Below are 16,189 nucleotides of genomic sequence, written 5' to 3'. Positions count from 1 at the left end.
GGTGGGATTCGAACCCACGTACGGATTATGAGTCCGTAACCCGATTTCGAGTCGGGCGCGGTACGGCCACTTCGCTACCTCTCCGCGCTTGAGAAGGCGGGCGTGATGCCGTTTCGAGAGGGGGGATATACACTGGGCGCGGCGCGCTGGCAAGGGTCGGTTCGCACGGGCCAGGGGCGGGTTTGGGCGTGTGCGATGGCCACAAAGCCCAAGACATCCAATCGGGGCACGCTATTCGGACTCAAGCATGTGGAGAGCGGCCTGCATCCGGCAATCTGGCGCCGGCCTCGCGTTCACTCGGCTCTCCCGCAGGCTGTTGCGCCATCGCAATCCCGATTTGGCCGGTTCAGGCCAAGCGCCTCCCTGTCTCTCCACCCCTAGACGATCTCCACCCCCACGGGGCAGTGGTCGCTGCCCATGACCGCAGGCTCGATCCAGGCGGCCTTCACGCGGCCCTCAAGCTCGCCGGAGACAAAAAAGTAGTCGATGCGCCAGCCAACGTTCTTGGCCCGCGCATTGGCCCGGAAGCTCCACCAGGAGTAGTGGCCCGGGCCTTTCTCGAACAGGCGGAAGGTGTCCACGTAGCCGTGGGCGATGAAGCGGTCGATCCAGGCGCGCTCTATGGGCAAAAACCCGGAGGTCTTCTCGTTGGCTTTTGCGTTCTTCAGGTCGATCGCGGTGTGCGCGGTATTGAAGTCGCCGCCCACCACGACAGGCTTGGCCCTGCGCAGGGCTTCCGCCTGGGTGAGGAAGGCGTCGTAGAAGCCCAGCTTGTAGGCCAGGCGCTCCTCGTCCTTCTGCCCGTTGGGGAAGTAGATGTTGAAGAGGTGGAAGTCCGGATACTCCAGGTGGATCACCCGGCCCTCGCCCCGGTAGCGGGGGTCCTCCAGGCCAAAGGAATGCGCCAGGGGTGGGGTTTTGACGAAGCAGGCCGTGCCCGAATACCCCTTCCTGCCCTTGGACCAGTTCCAGATGCCGGAGTACCCGGCCGGGTCGCGCTCGGCCGGAGCCAGCTGCTCCGGCTCCACCTTGGTCTCCTGCAGCATGGCCACGTCGGCTCCGGAGGCCGCCAGCCAGTCCAGAAAGCCCTTGCCCAAGGCGGCGCGGTAGCCGTTGACGTTCCAGGAAAGAATGCGCATGGGGCCTCCGTGCATGGGCCGCTCGCGGCCACGGGGATGTGGTGCTGACGTGGCGCGCACGCCGACATGCGGGAGCGCGCACGGTTCGCATACAGGCTGCGCCCCGGACGCGCAAGCCCAGGCCGTGGCGCAAGAAAAAGGCCCGCCAGAGCGGGCCGAAAAACAACACGTCACGCCGACCCCGTGGGCCGTGGCGCGGCGGGCTCGGCCAAACCAGGCCGGACCAGGCGGAAAGGCTGCCGCCTAGTGCTCGTTCTTGCTGGTCTTTTTGATGACCACAAGGCCAGCGATGGTGCTGAGCAAACCGAAAAAGAAGAACGTGAAATCCATGACCCACCCCTTGTGCGCCAGAGGGCGCGAAGTATTCGGAGCCGCGCTCCAATTGCGTACATAGCATAAATCCCAAAGGATGCAAAGGGGCTGGCGCTGCTCGCAAAGTCCGTATTTCCCGTCATTGTCTTCCCGCCGCGCATCGCCTACAAGGCCGACATGCCCAAGCGGACCGACCATATCATCCAACCTGTGCGGCCAGACGCCGACGTGCTCGTGCTGGGCGCAGGCCCCTCCGGAATGCTGTGCGCCCTTGCCGCCGCACGCCGGGACCAAAAACGCGGAGTCTCCCGCGCCATCGTCCTGGTGGACCGCGAGCGCACCACGGCCCACAAGCTGCGCGCCTCCGGCGGGGGACGCTGCAACTGCGCCAACACGAACGCCGCCCCCAAACGCTACCTCTGCGGCGACCCGCGCTTTCCCGGCCCGGCCCTCAAAGCCTGCCCGGCCGAGCGCATCCTTGACCTGCTGCGCGGGCTCGGTCTCTCGGCCCACGAGGAAGACCAGGGCAAGCTGTTCTGCGACCAGGGAGCCGAGGCCCTGACCAACGCCCTGGCGGACGCCTGCCGCCGCGCGGGCTGCCGCTTCATCTCCGGACGCGCCATAACCGGCCTGGCCGCCCCGGCCGATCCCGGCGGCCTGTTCCGCGCGGACACCGAGGCCGGTCCGCTTTTCGCCCCGCGCGTGGCCCTGGCCCTGGGCAGTCCGGCCTGGCCCGCCCTGGGCGGCACGGACATCACGGCGCGACTGGCGGGAATGCTCGGCCTGGCCCACGTTCCCGCGCGCCCGGCCCTCACGCCCCTGCTGCTCTCCGGGGCGGACCTGGAGACCAGCCGGACGCTCTCCGGCCTGAGCGTTCCCGCCGCCCTGAGCCTGGAGGCGGCGGAGGGGCGCGGCGCGGTGCGCGTGGAAGACGACCTGCTCTTCACCCACCAGGGGCTCTCCGGACCGGCCGCCCTGCGCATTTCGTCCCACTGGCGGCGCGGGGAGACCGTGACCATAGACCTGGCGCCGGGCGCGGACCTGCCCGCCCTGCTGCGCCAACCCGGCCGGGGCAAGACCCTGGCGCGCACGGTCCTGGCCACAATCCTGCCCCGCAGGCTGGCCGAGGCCCGCCTGGCCGCCCTGCCCGACGGCTTTTCCGCCCTGCCGGGCAAACGCCTGGCCGAGTGCTCCCGCGCGGAGCTGGACGCCCTGGTCCGCCTGGCGGCGCACTGGCGCGCGACGCCCAAGGCCACGGCGGGCATGGCCCGGGCCGAGGCCGCCAGCGGCGGCCTGGACACGCGCTCTTTCTCGCCCAAGACAATGGAATGCAGGGCGATTCCCGGCCTCTTCGCCCTGGGCGAGGCCCTGGACGTGGCCGGAGACTTGGGCGGCTTCAACCTGCACTGGGCCTGGGCCTCGGGCTTTGCGGCCGGGGAGGCCATATGAACGCGGCGGAACTCAAATCGCGCTGGCGAGGGCCATGCGGCTGCGGCGAGGTGCTGCGCGTGGGCGCTCCGCTCATGGTCAGCATGGGCAGCAACACCCTCATGCAGTTCACGGACCGCATCTTTCTGGGCCGCCACGACGTGAACGAGCTGGCGGCGGCGGTTCCTGGCGGCATGGCCGCCTTCCTGCTGGTGTCGTTCTTTATGGGCGTGGCCTCCTGCGTGGGGGTGCTGGTGGCCCAGTACCACGGGGCCTGCCGACCGGAGCGCGTAGGACCGGCCCTGTGGGCCGGGGTGTGGTTCAGCCTGGCCTCTGGCGCCCTGCTGGCCCTGCTGGCGGGTCTGGGCGGCCCGCTCTTCGAGCTGGCCGGACACCCCGAAGCCGTGCGCGGCCTGGAGGCCGACTACTTCAGCATCCTGAGCCTTGGCGGCGGCTGGGTCATCCTGGGCACGGCCTTGTCCGGCTATTTTTCCGGCCTGGGCCGCACCGTTGCGGTCATGGCCGTGAACATCATCGGCACGGCGGCCAACATCCCCCTGGACTACGCGCTGATCTTCGGGGCCTTTGGCGCGCCGGAGATGGGCATCCGGGGCGCGGCCATAGCCACGTTGCTGGGAGCGGTGATCACTTGTCTGCTTTTTGTCCTGCTGCTGCTCGCGCCGGAGGCCCAGAAACGCCACCATGTGCGCACGGCCTGGCGGCCGGAGGCCGACATGCTGGCCCGGCTCGCAAAAATCGGGCTGCCCGCCGGAGTGCAGTTCTTCCTGGACATCATGGCCATCACCGGCTTTTCGCTGCTCATCGGCCGCATGGGCCTGGTGGAGCTCTCGGCCACCAACATCGCCTTCTCCGTCAACGGGCTCACCTACCTTCCGGCCATCGGACTCTCCATCGCGGTAAGCGTGCTGGTGGGCCGCAGCCAGGGCCAGGGCCGTGCGGACCTGGCGCGGCGGGCCACGGCCAATGCGCTCTTTCTGGCGGTATGCTGGATGGCCGCGGTGGGTCTGATCTTCCTGCTTGTTCCCGGCCCCCTGCTGGAGCTGTTCCGCCCGTCCGGGCCGCAGGCCGCAAGCGCGCCGCCGTTCGCGGACATCCGCCACATGGGCGTGCTGCTCCTGCGCTACGTGGCCTTGTATGGCCTGGTGGACGCGGTGACCATCGTCTGCTTCGGCGCGCTCAAGGGCGCGGGCGACACCCGCTTCGTCATGCTGGTGATGCTGGCGGCGAGCATCGGCGTGCTGGTGCTGCCCGCCTGGTGGGTGGTGGAGAACGCCGTGGGCGGCATCCACGGCCCGTGGCTGTGCCTGGCGGCCTACGTGGGCTTTCTGGCCGTTTGTTTCGGCCTGCGCTGGCGCAGCGGCGCCTGGGCGCGCATCCGCGTCATCGAGTCCGCGCCCGGCCAGGGCTGCCGCTAGGCCTGGCGCAGGCAAGCCCTCCGTTGACAAGCCCTTGGCCGCGCGGGTATCAAACCGGATTGCGCGGACGCCCGTCGCGCGGCCACAGCCGCCCCGCCGATTGTCTCCCCGCCCGCGACGCGCCCCACAGGGCCGCCCAACACCTCCAGGAGGACCGGTCCATGGACCGCAGCAACCCCTTTGATCCCGTCTACAAGATATTGAACACGGTGGAGCCCGCCGAAAAGCTGGCCGCCATGCCGCCCTTCCCCCGGCTCATGGACGTGGAGCTGACCAACGTCTGCAATTTCCACTGCCTCATGTGCCCGGTGGGCATAGGCACCCAGCGCCGCCCCAAGGGCTACATGAGCGAGGAGGTCTTCGCCTCCGTGCTGGCCCAGGCGGCGGAGCACAAGTGCCCCCTGCGCTTCATCCTCTGGGGCGAGCCCACCCTGCACCCGCGCTGGCTGGAGTACATGGGCCGCGCCGTGCAGGCCGGGGTGGCCGTGCACTTCAACACCAACGGCAGCCGCCTCACCCCGGAGGACATGCGCCGCATGGTGGAGCTTGGCGTGCAGTCGGTGAAATTCTCCTTCCAGGGCGTGGACCGCAAAAGCTACCGCGAAATGCGCAACACCGACTACTACGAGGAGCTGCTGGCCAAGATCGAGCAGCTGCACGCCATCCGCGGCGATGCGCCCCATCCCTTCATCCACGTCTCCACCACCATCACCTACGAGGGGCCGGAGCTTGTGGCGGCCTTCCGCAAACGCGCTGCCGCCTTCACCGACAAGGTCACCGTGGGCCGCACCGAGCTGGACCGCTTCGACGCCACCAGCGCCAAGCTGAGCCCGGAGGAGCTGGCCGTGCTGGAGCGGATGCGCAAGGAGGACCAGCTGGTCAAGAAGCACCCGCGCTGCGCCGAGGTGTTCGACAAGCTCTCCGTGTTCTGGGACGGCCGGGTGAGCGTGTGCTGCCGCGACTTCGAGATCGTCATGGGCGTGGGCGACGTGCGCGAAAAGCCGCTTGCGGAGATCTGGGCCTCGGCCAAGGCCAACATGTACCGCGAGGCCCTGGCCAGGGGCGAGTACGACCGCTTCCCCCTGTGCCGCCGCTGCTGGGACTATTACGGACTGCAGACCCCCGGCCTGCAAGGGGTGGAGTAAGCCATGGAGCGCAAGAAGCAGGACTACCTTGAGGTCGTCTACACCAAATCGGCGAAGCCCCTTACCGCCTACCCGGACAATCTGGCGCGCTTCTTCATGGGCCGCTATGGCCTTAGGCCCGGCATGAGCCTGCTGGACGTGGGCTGCGGCCGGGGCGAGATGCTGGGCGCGTTCTCCCGCCTGGGGCTCGACTGCTCCGGCCTGGACATGGCCCCCAGCGCGGGCAGCCTGGCGCCGGGCGTGCCCGTGCGCCTGTGCAACGTCACGGCCGAGACCTTCCCCGTGCCCGACGCCTCCTGCGACGCCGTGATCATGAAGAGCGTCATCGAGCACATGGTGGACCCCACGCCGCTGCTGGCCGAGGTCAAGCGCGTGCTCAAGCCCGGCGGGCTCATCCTGGTGCTCACCCCGGACTGGGCCTCGGTGTGGCGCGTTTTCTTCGAGGACGCCACCCATGTGCATCCCTACATGGCCAAGGGCATCGCCGAGGCCCTGGCCATGCACGGCTTCGAACAGGCGCAAAGCGAGCAGTTCTGCCACCACGAGCTGTTGTGGGAAACAGGCCCGGTGCGCATCTTGGCCGACCTGCTCTACGCCGTGCTCTCCGTGCCCATGGCCCGCCGCCTGGCCAAGGCCACGGGCGTCAAATTCCTGCGCTGGGCCGTGGAGCGCCAGCTGCTGGCCACCGGGCGCAGGCCCGCCTAGCCGGGCCTTGCCGGAGAGCACATGAGCGTCCCGGACATCCGCTTCGTCTGGCTCAACGTGCACGGCGGCGCGTTCCACAAGCTCCTGCGCCTGCACGACCGCCTGCTCGCCGCGGGGTTCTCCTGCGAGACCCTCATCGCGGTCGGCCCGCCGCACGGCCTCAAATTGGGCCTGGACGTGCCGGGCGCGCGCGCGGAGGAGCTGGCCGGGCGCGGGGTGCGCCTCCTGCCCAGGGCCGAGGTCCTCAAGCACGCGGACGCGACCCCGGCGGAGCTCACCGTGGCCGACGCCCACCACGACGCCGACCTGCCCCGGCTCATGGCCGCCACGCGCGCGCGCGGCGGCAAGACCGCGCAGATGGCCACCCTGCTGGGCGACTTCTGCCACCACGGGGCCGAACATCTGCTCCTGCAGCACCCGCTCACCCTGTTTTTCGAGCTGGACTTCAACCACACGCCGGAATCGCGCACTCTGGCCGCGGCCAAGGGCGTCCACTTCACGGGCAACATTTTCTTCGAGCCCACGGTAAACCGGCTGGTGAACGACTACCCGGACCGCGAGGCCTTCTGCGCGCGCTACGCCCTGGCCCCCGCCCGCCCTCTGTGCCTGTGGCTGCCCAACTCCCTGGACGCCCGGTCCGAGACCTACGCCCGCGTGGCCCGGGCCGCGCGGCAGGCGGGCGTGAACCTGCTGGCCAAGCTGCACCCCTGGGAGTACGCCTTCAAGAAGCACGGCGGCGCGCACCCCTGGGGCCTCAGCGACGCCAGCGACCGCGTCTGGAACGTGCCCGCCGTGGACGAAACCGACGGGGCCTGGGCCTACCGCTTCTGCGACCTTGCCCTGGTGCGGGCCTCGGCGGCCATTTTGGAGCTGCCCTTCTGGGAAAAGCCCGGCGCGCTGCTGCCGCCAACCAGCTACGTTCGGCTCGTCAACGCCCAGGCGCGGCTGGTGGGGCGCTGCTTCACCCATCTCCCCGGCCGCGACGAGGCCGCCGAGCTGGCCGCCCTGTTCCAAAACCCGCCGCCCGCGCCGACGCCAGCGGACTACGCCGCCGCGCGCGCGCGCGTCCGGCTGGACACCACCCGCGACGCCTACGCCCAGACCATCGACGCCCTGCGCGCCATCCTCTCCGCGCCGGACACCCTGCCCGGACCGGGCTCCCTGGCCGCGCTGCGGCGCATGGCCGATCCCTTCGTGGGCCTGGACTTCATCCGCGCCCTGACCCCCACGCGCATGGTCCGCTACCTGGCAGGCCGCGCCCTGCGGAGCGTGCTGCCCTAGCCCGGCTTGTGCCCGAGCCGAAAGCCGACTATACACACAGCTTCGGCCCCCGACCCCGCCTTGTGCAAACAGACCGGAACCAACGCACCATGGACGCACGCCTCCAACGCCTTCTGGACTTTTTCCGCGCAACCGGGCCGACTGCCGTGGCCTTTTCCGGCGGCGTGGACAGCTCCCTGGTCCTCTGGGCCGCGGCCACGGCGCTGGGCGGCCAGGCCATGGGCGTCACCGTGCGCTCGGAGTTCATGAGCGCCGAGGAACGCCAGCGCGCCGAACGCATGGCCGCGTTTCTGGCCCATGCCACGGGCGTGCGGGTGGTGGCGCGGGACATCTCCGCGCTGGCCGATGCGCGGTTGCGCGGCAACCCGGCGGACCGCTGCTACCGGTGCAAGGCCCTTGTGCTGGCCCAGGTGCGCCACGCCGCGGACCAGGCGCTTGGGGCATCCAGCGCCATGGCCGAGGGCACCAACGCCGACGACGACCCGGCCCGGCCGGGCCTGCGCGCCGTGGCCGAGGCCCGCGCCCTCTCGCCGCTGGCCGCCTGCCGCATTTCCAAGGCGGAAGTGCGCGAACTGGCCCGCCTGTCAGGCCTGCCCTGCGCCGACGACCCGTCCGATTCCTGCCTGGCCACCCGCGTTCCCGAAGGCCTGGAGCTGACCCCCGGGCGTCTTGCCGCTGTGGAGGCCCTGGAACGCGCCGCGCGCGAGCTTGGCCTAGCCGACCTGCGCGCGCGGCTGACCCCCGGCCCCGGCGGCGACGCCGCGCTGCTGCTGGTGCGCGCGGCCCAGCTGCCCCTGGCCCAGGCCCAGGCGGCCGCCCTGGCGGACCGAGCCCGCGCCGCGGGCTTCGCCGACCTTTCCCTTGGAGTGCGCCCATGAACCTGGACACCCTGCTGGAGGACTTCCGCCAGGGCCGCGTCGACGCGGCCGAACTCAAACGCCAGCTGCTCGGGCAGAGTATGGCCGACGCCGGATTCGCCCGCGTGGACCACCACCGCCTGTTGCGCAAGGGCCAGGCCGAAGTGGTCTTTTGCCAGGGCAAGACCCCGGAGCAGGTGGCGCACATCTTCGAGGCCCTGGCCGGGCGCACGGGGCGGGCCCTGGGCACCCGCGCCGACGCCATGCATTTCGAGGCCGTGCGCCACATGCCCGGCGCGCAGTACGATCCGCTCTCGCGGGTGCTCAGCATCGAGACCGCGCCCATCGCCCTGACCGGCCTGGTGGCCGTGGTCAGCGCGGGCACGGCCGATCTGCCCGTGGCCGAGGAAGCCGCCCGCACCGCCGAATTCCTGGGCAGCCGCGTGCTGCGCCGCTACGACTGCGGCGTGGCGGGCATCCACCGCGTCCTCTCCGTGCTGGACGACCTGCTGGAGGCGCGCTGCGTGGTGGCCGTGGCAGGCATGGACGGGGCCCTGCCCTCGGTCGTGGCGGGATTGCTGCCCGCGCCGGTCATCGCCGTGCCCACCAGCGTGGGCTATGGCGCGAGCTTCGGCGGCCTGGCCGCCCTTTTGACCATGCTCAACTCCTGCGCCTCGGGCGTGTGCGTGGTGAACATCGACAACGGCTTCGGGGCCGGGTATTCGGCCCATGTGATCAACGCCCAATGCGAAGCCGCACGAAAAGGATGACCCAGTGAAAACGCTGTATCTCGAATGCACCCTGGGCGTGTCCGGGGACATGCTTTTGGCCGCCCTGAGCGACCTTGTTCCCGGCGGTGCGAAGCTGCTGGCCGACGCCGTGGCCGCCCTGGGGTTGCCGGGGGTGTCCGTGCGCTTCTCCGAGCAGATGGTCCAGGGCATCCGCACCCGGCGCGTGGAGGTGCTGGAGCAGGCGCCGCAGCCCCTGCGGCACTTGCGGGACCTGACGGACATCGTGCACGCCGCGCCCGAGGCCCACTGGCCCGCGCGGGTCAAGAAGCTTGGCCTGACCGCCCTCACGCGGCTGGCCGAGGCCGAAAGCAAGGTCCACGGCGAGCCCCTGGACCGCATCCACTTCCACGAGGTGGGCGCGGTGGACACCGTGGTGGACGCCATGGGCGCAATACTGCTGGCCCACGCCAGCGGGGCGGACCGCGTGGTGGCCTCGCCCGTGAACCTGGGTTCGGGCTTCGTCACCTTCAGCCACGGACGCTTCCCCGTGCCCGCGCCCGCCTGCGCCGAACTTGCGCGCAGCATGGTCGTCTTCGCCACGGAATCCGGCATGGAGCTGGCCACGCCCACGGGCCTGGCGGTGCTCAAAACCCTGGCGCAGACCCACGGCCCCCTGCCGCTGGGCCGCGTCGAGGCCGTGGGCTACGGCTCCGGCACCTACTCCACCGGGGCCTACCCAACCTTCCTGCGCGCCTATCGCATCGCCGATGCGCCAGAAGCGCGCGCGCGCCGCGCGGAGCGCAGGGAGACGCCAGAAATGGAACGCGAGGTTCCCGACGGACCGGTGCGCGGCCGCGCCGACCTCTTCGGGCCGCACGGGCACCCGCACTACGGTCCCACCGCGCACACGAGCAGCGGCCGCGAATTCGGCAGGGACGAGGATGACGGGCTCGACCAGATACGCTTCGGACGGGACTAGCCCCGCAACGCCGGACATCGGCGTGGTGGTGGCCCGCTACCGGGAGGACACGGCCTGGCTGGCGGAGCTGGGCCTGCCGGGCGTGCTCTACGACAAGGGCCCGGAGCCACCGGCGGCGCTCGCGCCCGGCATCCGCCGCGAGGCCCTGCCCAACGTGGGGCGCGAGGCCCACACCTACCTCACGCACATCATCGCCCACTACGACGCCCTGCCCCGCTGGACAGCCTTTGTGCAGGGCGACCCCTTCGCCCACCTGACGCCACCGGAAGAACCGCGCCTGCCCCCGGCCGCGCTGCGCGCACGGCTGCTCGACCTTGTCGCGCAAGACCGCCCCTTCTGCGGGCTGGCCTGGTTCCGCCTGCGCTGCGACGCCCTGGGCCGTCCCCACGACCTGGCCGACCCGGCCAAGCAGGGCCGCTGGGAGGGCTGGGGCAAGGACATTCCCGTGGGGCGGGTCTTCGAGGCGCTCTTCGGGCTTCCGTCCCCGGCGCAGTTCATCGCGCGCGCGCCCACGGGCAACATGCTGGTGCGCCGCGACCGCATCCTGGCCCGGCCGCCGGAGTTCTACCAGCGGGCGCTGTCGCTGGTGCTTGCGGACCCGCACGACGCGGAGAACACCGGCCACGCCTTGGAGCGCCTGTGGCAGGCGGTGTTCTCCGGCCCCGGCCGGACGGGCTGAGCAGCCTCCGCGCCACGCGTCCCGATACTTGACTGAGCGGCCGAAGAGGGGCTATATTGTGCAATTGCCCCGGCGTTCCGCCGGAGACGCTGCCTCCCACGGATTTCCCTTGAGCATGACGCCAGACACAGTGCTCCATCGTCCAGGCCCGCCCCTTTGGGAAAGGCCCGAGGCCCCATGTCCGGAGGCCGCATGTCCGCTCCCGTGCTGACACGCCTCAAGCCATTTTTCGGCCCGGCCCTGGCCCTGGCGCTGCTTGCCGCCGCCGTCTGGGCCATTTCGGCCCAGCTCGCCCAGTACAATCTGGACGAGATCATGGCCTCCCTGTTCTCCGAGACCGACCGGGACGTGCTGCTGGCCTTCGGCCTCACCGCGGCCAACTTCATCGTGCTGGCCGGATACGACATCCTGGCCCTCAGCTACATCGGGCACCCGCTGCCGCCGCATCGGCCCGTGCTGGCCTCCTTCGCGGGGAACGCCTTCAGCAACACCATCGGACTTTCCACCCTGGCTGGCAGCACGGTGCGCTACCGGCTCTATTCCTCCTGGGGGCTCTCCACCGGGGAGATCGCCAAGATCGTGGTCTTCACCACGCTCACGCTCTGGCTCGGGCTCTTCTCCATCGGCGGCATCATCTTCACCGTGCGGCCCCTGCCCCTGCCCGACTGGATCACCCTGCCCTTCTCCACCACCCGGCCGCTGGGGCTGGCGCTGCTCGTCCCCCCGGCCTTGTACCTGTACGCCGCAGCCCGCAAAGAAACCCCTTGGCGCATCGGCAAGCTGACCCTGCTGTTGCCCCCCTTCAAAAGCGCGCTGCTGCAGGTGGCCGTGGCCTCCCTGGACTGGGCGCTGGCCGCGGCGGTGCTCTATGCGCTGCTGCCCCCCTGGGCCAACGTCAGCTTTCCGCTGCTGCTCGGGGCCTTTCTGCTGGGACAAATCGCCGGACTCGTGAGCCAGGTGCCCGGCGGGCTCGGCGTGTTCGAATCCTGCCTGCTCTTCCTGCTCAGCCCGCGCATCCCGGCTCCGGCGCTTTTCGCCACGCTGGTGGCCTACCGTGTGGTGTACTACCTTGTGCCGCTGGTGCTGGCCGCCGCGCTTCTGGCCGCGCGCGAGGCCCTGGCCGCCCGCAAGTCCCTGGCGGCGCGCGAATCCGCGCTGGAAATCGGGGCGTTCCTGACGCAATGGTTCCCGGTGGTGGTGCCGCGCGTGCTGGCTGTGCTGGCCTTCCTGGCCGGACTGGTGCTGCTTTTCTCCGGGGCCACGCCCTCGGTGCACGAGCGGCTGCGCTGGCTGGAGGAGTTCCTGCCCCTGGGCGTGCTGGAGGCGTCGCACTTCGTGGGCAGCCTGGCGGGCCTGGGACTCATCATCCTGGCGCGCGGCCTGCACAAGCGGCTCGACGCCGCCTACTTCGTCACCTCCGGACTGCTCTTCGCGGGCATCATCTCCTGCCTGTTGAAAGGCTGGGACTACGAGGAGGCCCTGCTCCTCACCCTGCTTTTGCTGGCGCTCTTGCCCTGCCACAAGTTTTTCTACCGCAAGGCCTCGCTGTTGTCCGAGGGCTTCACCCCCGGCTGGATCACGGCCATCGTGACCGCGCTGGGCTGCACGGCGCTTCTGGGCTACCTGGCCTACGGCCTCGACAGCCTGGCCACCGACCTGTGGTGGGCCTTCGCCTACGAGGACGAAGCCAGCCGCTTCCTGCGCGCCGCCGCGGGCGTGGCGGTGGCGGTGCTGGCCGTGGCGGTGCTCCGGCTCATGCGTTCGGCCCGGCCACGCCACGCCCCGCCCAGCGAGGAGGACATGACCGCTGTGCGCGCCCTGGTGGCCGCAGCGCCAGAAACCCCGCCGCACCTCGCCCTGCTGGGCGACAAGAGCGTGCTTCTGGGCAAGAAGGGCGACGGCTTCCTCATGTATGGCATTTGCGGCCGCAGCTGGGTGTGCATGGGCGATCCCGTGGGGCCGCCCGCCACGCGCGCCGAGCTGGCCTGGCGCTTTCGCGAAATGGTGGACCTCTACGCCGGGTGGACGGTGTTCTATCAGGCGGGCCGCGAAAACCTGCCCCTGTACCTGGACCTGGGCCTTTCGCTCATGAAGATCGGCGAGGAGGCGCGGGTGCCCCTGCCGGAGTTCTCGCTGGCGGGACAGGCGCGCAAGGGCCTGCGCTACACCCGCAACATGGTGGAGAAGGAAGGGGCCGGCTTCGAGATCGTGCCCAGGGAAGGCGTGCCCGCCATCCTGCCGGAGCTCAAGGCCGTTTCCGATGCCTGGCTTGCGGCCAAGCACGCCAGGGAAAAGAAATTCTCCCTGGGCTACTTCAGCGACGCCTACATGCTGCGGTGCCCCCAGGCAATCGTGCGGAAAGAGGGCCGCATCGTGGCCTTCGCCAACATCTGGGAAGGCGGCATGGCGAACGGCGTGCGCCAGGAGCTTTCCGTGGACCTGATGCGCTATGCGCCCGACGCCCCGGCAAGCGTCATGGAATACCTCTACATCATGCTCATGCTCTGGGGACGCGAGCAGGGCTACCAGTGGTTCAACCTGGGCATGGCGCCGTTCTCCGGTCTGGAAAGCCACGCCCTGGCCCCCACCTGGGCGCGGCTCGGCTCGCTGCTGTACGCGCACGGCGGGCAGTTCTACAATTTCCAGGGTCTGCGCCGCTTCAAGGACAAGTTCGACCCGGTCTGGGAATCCAAATACCTGGCCAGCCCCGGCGGCACCGTGCCCCCCCGCGCCCTGGCCAACATCGCCACCCTGGTTTCGGGCGGCGTCACGGGAGTCATCGCCAAATGAGACGGACCACGCGCGCCCTGCTGGCCCTTGCCCTCTTCTGCCTGGCCGCCTCGGCCTGCGCCAGGCCAGAGGCCGAACCCGAAAAGCTGAACTTCGGCGTGTTCGGCGACGTGCGCATCTACCGCGCCCCGGATTCCGAACCCGGCCGCGCGGTGCTGCTGCTTTCCGACGGAGCGTGGGACGCCCGCATGGACACGGCCGCCCGCGCCATGGCCGACATGGACGCCACAGTGGTGGGCATCGACACAGCCCGCCTGCTCGGTCCGCTGCGCGCCCCGTCCGGGGGCTGCTTCTACCAATCCTGGGAGTTCGAAGGCCTCTCCAAGATCGTGCAGAAGACGCTGGGCTACACCGGCTACCATCAGCCCGTGCTGGCCGGATTCGGCGAAGGCGCGGCCGTGGCCTACGCCACCTTCGCCCAGGCCCCCAAGGACATCTTCGCCGGAGCGGTGACGCTGGGCTTCTCCCCGCGCCTGGGCATTCAGAAGCCCTTTTGCACCGCCAACGGCTACCGCTACGACAACGCCACCAGCCCGGAAACCGGCATCGTCATGCACCCGGTGGAACACCCGCACGGGCTGCTGGTGCTGGTGCAAGCCGAGAAGGACCCCCGCTTCTCCCCGGCGGAGGCCAACGCCTTCGCCAGCCGCATTGCGCGGGCGCGCGTGAGCGTGCTTGCGGGCGCGGACCAGGCCCGGCCCGAAGCGGACACCTGGCGCGCGGCCTTCCGCGAGGCCCTGGACAGCGTTGCCCCGGCCACCCGCGCGGCCAAGCCCCAGGCGGCCAAAAGCGTGGACGACCTGCCCCTGGTGGAGGCGCCAGCGGCCACACCCGGCAAGACCCTTGCCGTCATCGTCACCGGAGACGGCGGCTGGGCGGGCATCGACCAGCAGATCGGCAACATCCTGGCCGCCCACGGCGTGTCCGTGGTGGGCTTCAACTCGCTCAAGTACTTCTGGAACGCGCGCACGCCAGAGGAAATGGCGCACGACCTTGAGCTGACGCTCACGCACTACGCGGCCAAGTGGGGTGCGGAGCGCTACATCGTGGTGGGCTATTCCATCGGGGCGGACGTGCTGCCCTTCATGACCGGCCGCATGAGCGAGGCCGCCAAGGCCAGGCTGGCGCTGGTGGCCATGCTTGGCCCCGGCACCCATGCGGACTTCGAGTTCCACCTCTCCAACTGGCTGACCACGGAAAACGTGCCCCAGGGCGCGCCCATGATCCCGGAGATGGAGAAGCTCTCCAAGACCCCGGTGCTGCTGGTCTGCGGCGACGAGGAAGAGGGCACCCTGTGCCAGAACTACGAGGCCCCCAACGTCACGCCCATGGTGGTGCCGGGCGGGCACCATTTCAACAAGGAATACGACCACATCGCCCTCGCCATTCTGCGCGGGGCGGGCATTCCCACGCGGCCCTAGCCGCGCGAAGCAGACCGAGGAGCAGCACGTGAGCGCCCCAGCCAAGCAGCGTCTGGCCTACATCGACAACGTCCGCATCTTCCTGTCCATGCTGGTGGTGGCCCACCACGCGGGGCAGCCCTTCGGGCACGATGGCTGGTGGCTCTACCAATCGGCCTTGAAGGACTACCGGATCGGGCTGTTCTTCGGGGTCAACGAGGCCTTCTTCATGGGGCTGTTCTTCCTCATGGCCGGATACTTCCACCCCGGCAGCGTGGACCGCAAGGGCCCGCTCACCTTCGTCCTGGACCGGTTCTGGCGCTTCGGCCTGCCCATCGCCGTCATGGTGCTCGCCATCACCCCGGTGTTCATGTACGTCCACGACATCACCTGGAAGCACATGGAGCTCACCTCCTACCTGGACTACTACCTTGGCGCCTACCTGGGCCTCACCGCGCCCCCGGCGGGCTGGACCGGCCCGGTCGGCCCCAACCAGGAGTTCGTGCACCTCTGGTTCATCGAGAACCTCTTCCTCTACGGCTGCGCGTACGCGCTGTACCGGGCGCTGGCTGGCGGCCGCGACGCACGGCCCAAAGCCCTCCCGCACGAATCCATCGCCCCGGCCACGGCCCACCGGGCGCTCCTCGCGCTCGCGCTCTGGCTCACCGCCAGCACCTACCTCATCCGCATCTGGAAAAGCGTGGACGACTGGACCGTGCTCTTCGGCTTCTGGGAGATCGAGTTCGCGCACTTTCCGCAGTACGTCACCATGTTCGTGCTGGGCGTCATCGCCGCGCGCAGAAACTGGTTCGAGCGCTTCCCGGCCGCGGCGGGCTGGGTCTGGCTGTGGATCGGCGTGGGGTGCGCGCTCCTCTTCTTTTCGCGCGCGCTCGGCCTGCCCATCCCCTTCTGGAACGGCGGGGCCGACCCGCTCGCCATCATCCGCGCCGCGTGGGAAAGCCTCTTGTGCGTGGGGTTCTGCGCCGGCCTGCTGACCCTCGCCCGCGAGCGCTTCCCCACCCAATCGCCCCTGGCCAAGGCGCTTTCCAACAGCTCATTTGCGGTCTACATCTTCCATGTGCCCGTGGTGGCGCTTTTGCAGTACGCCTTCGGCCGCACGGAGCTTGGCCCCATGGCGCAGTTCCTGATCATCTCCGTGCTGGGCATCGGCATCAGCTTCCCCCTGGCGCACTACGTGCTCCGGCGGCTGCCCCTCTTGGGCAAGGCCCTGTAGCGACACTTCTGTCCCCGGCCGACAGGTTTGTCGGCGCAATTTGGCGTGTCGATCTGGCATGTCCTTGAAATCA

14 protein-coding genes and 1 tRNA gene are annotated in these 16,189 nt (G+C 69.9%); 12 read left to right on the top strand and 3 right to left on the bottom strand.

Annotated features, from left to right (window positions below):
• The 3 genes from CHB73_RS16785 to CHB73_RS16450 form a co-directional block, all read right to left on the bottom strand.
• Positions 1 to 76, bottom strand: a tRNA-Ser gene (locus CHB73_RS16785).
• A gap of 301 nt (positions 77 to 377) precedes the next feature.
• Positions 378 to 1,139: an exodeoxyribonuclease III gene (locus CHB73_RS08850; RefSeq protein WP_089274182.1), complete on the bottom strand. Its 762-nt coding sequence runs from the start codon at positions 1,137 to 1,139 to the stop codon at positions 378 to 380.
• 243 nt (positions 1,140 to 1,382) lie between these two features.
• Positions 1,383 to 1,649 (bottom strand): hypothetical protein, encoded by a 267-nt coding sequence (locus CHB73_RS16450; protein WP_143337346.1) that lies wholly within the window; start codon positions 1,647 to 1,649, stop codon positions 1,383 to 1,385.
• Here CHB73_RS16450 and CHB73_RS08845 point away from each other — a divergent pair.
• From CHB73_RS08845 to CHB73_RS08790, 12 genes are all read left to right on the top strand, one after another.
• Positions 1,629 to 2,900 (top strand): BaiN/RdsA family NAD(P)/FAD-dependent oxidoreductase, encoded by a 1,272-nt coding sequence (locus CHB73_RS08845; protein ID WP_089274181.1) that lies wholly within the window; start codon positions 1,629 to 1,631, stop codon positions 2,898 to 2,900. The two genes, CHB73_RS16450 and CHB73_RS08845, sit on opposite strands and share 21 nt — an antisense overlap.
• Positions 2,897 to 4,315 (top strand): MATE family efflux transporter, encoded by a 1,419-nt coding sequence (locus tag CHB73_RS08840; RefSeq protein WP_179216976.1) that lies wholly within the window; start codon positions 2,897 to 2,899, stop codon positions 4,313 to 4,315. Before CHB73_RS08845 ends, CHB73_RS08840 begins: the two co-directional genes overlap by 4 nt.
• A 161-nt stretch (positions 4,316 to 4,476) precedes the next feature.
• The gene (locus CHB73_RS08835; RefSeq protein ID WP_089274179.1) at positions 4,477 to 5,460 is read left to right on the top strand and encodes a radical SAM protein; all 984 of its coding nucleotides are present in this window, start codon (positions 4,477 to 4,479) and stop codon (positions 5,458 to 5,460) included.
• A 3-nt stretch (positions 5,461 to 5,463) separates the two neighbouring features.
• Positions 5,464 to 6,165 carry a class I SAM-dependent methyltransferase gene (locus CHB73_RS08830; RefSeq protein WP_089274178.1) on the top strand — a complete coding sequence of 234 codons (702 nt, stop codon included), beginning with the start codon at positions 5,464 to 5,466 and terminating at the stop codon, positions 6,163 to 6,165.
• A 21-nt stretch (positions 6,166 to 6,186) separates the two neighbouring features.
• Positions 6,187 to 7,446, top strand: coding sequence for a hypothetical protein (locus tag CHB73_RS08825; RefSeq protein WP_089274177.1), 1,260 nt, complete (start codon positions 6,187 to 6,189; stop codon positions 7,444 to 7,446).
• Between the two features lie 89 nt (positions 7,447 to 7,535).
• Positions 7,536 to 8,324: an asparagine synthase-related protein gene (locus tag CHB73_RS08820; RefSeq protein WP_089274176.1), complete on the top strand. Its 789-nt coding sequence runs from the start codon at positions 7,536 to 7,538 to the stop codon at positions 8,322 to 8,324.
• Positions 8,321 to 9,073, top strand: a complete 753-nt coding sequence (larB, locus tag CHB73_RS08815) for a nickel pincer cofactor biosynthesis protein LarB (protein ID WP_089274175.1) — start codon at positions 8,321 to 8,323, stop codon at positions 9,071 to 9,073. The genes CHB73_RS08820 and larB overlap by 4 nt, the downstream gene beginning before the upstream one ends.
• Before the next feature lie 4 nt (positions 9,074 to 9,077).
• The gene (larC, locus tag CHB73_RS08810) at positions 9,078 to 10,013 is read left to right on the top strand and encodes a nickel pincer cofactor biosynthesis protein LarC (protein ID WP_089274174.1); all 936 of its coding nucleotides are present in this window, start codon (positions 9,078 to 9,080) and stop codon (positions 10,011 to 10,013) included.
• On the top strand, positions 9,976 to 10,692 hold the full coding sequence (locus CHB73_RS08805; protein WP_089274173.1) for a DUF3431 domain-containing protein: 717 nt from the start codon (positions 9,976 to 9,978) through the stop codon (positions 10,690 to 10,692). Before larC ends, CHB73_RS08805 begins: the two co-directional genes overlap by 38 nt.
• A 192-nt stretch (positions 10,693 to 10,884) precedes the next feature.
• A complete protein-coding gene (gene mprF, locus CHB73_RS08800; protein ID WP_179216975.1) occupies positions 10,885 to 13,482 on the top strand; it encodes a bifunctional lysylphosphatidylglycerol flippase/synthetase MprF in 2,598 nt (865 codons plus the stop codon).
• A complete protein-coding gene (locus CHB73_RS08795) occupies positions 13,479 to 14,903 on the top strand; it encodes a virulence factor family protein (protein ID WP_089274171.1) in 1,425 nt (474 codons plus the stop codon). The genes mprF and CHB73_RS08795 overlap by 4 nt, the downstream gene beginning before the upstream one ends.
• Before the next feature lie 28 nt (positions 14,904 to 14,931).
• A complete protein-coding gene (locus tag CHB73_RS08790) occupies positions 14,932 to 16,116 on the top strand; it encodes an acyltransferase family protein (RefSeq protein WP_089274170.1) in 1,185 nt (394 codons plus the stop codon).
• The last annotated feature ends 73 nt before the right edge of the window (positions 16,117 to 16,189 follow it).

Source organism: Humidesulfovibrio mexicanus (assembly GCF_900188225.1).
GTDB classification, from domain to species: Bacteria; Desulfobacterota; Desulfovibrionia; order Desulfovibrionales; family Desulfovibrionaceae; genus Humidesulfovibrio; species Humidesulfovibrio mexicanus.
The sequence above is the reverse complement of the archived record's forward strand: the minus strand, read 5'-3'. Positions and strand labels throughout refer to the sequence as shown.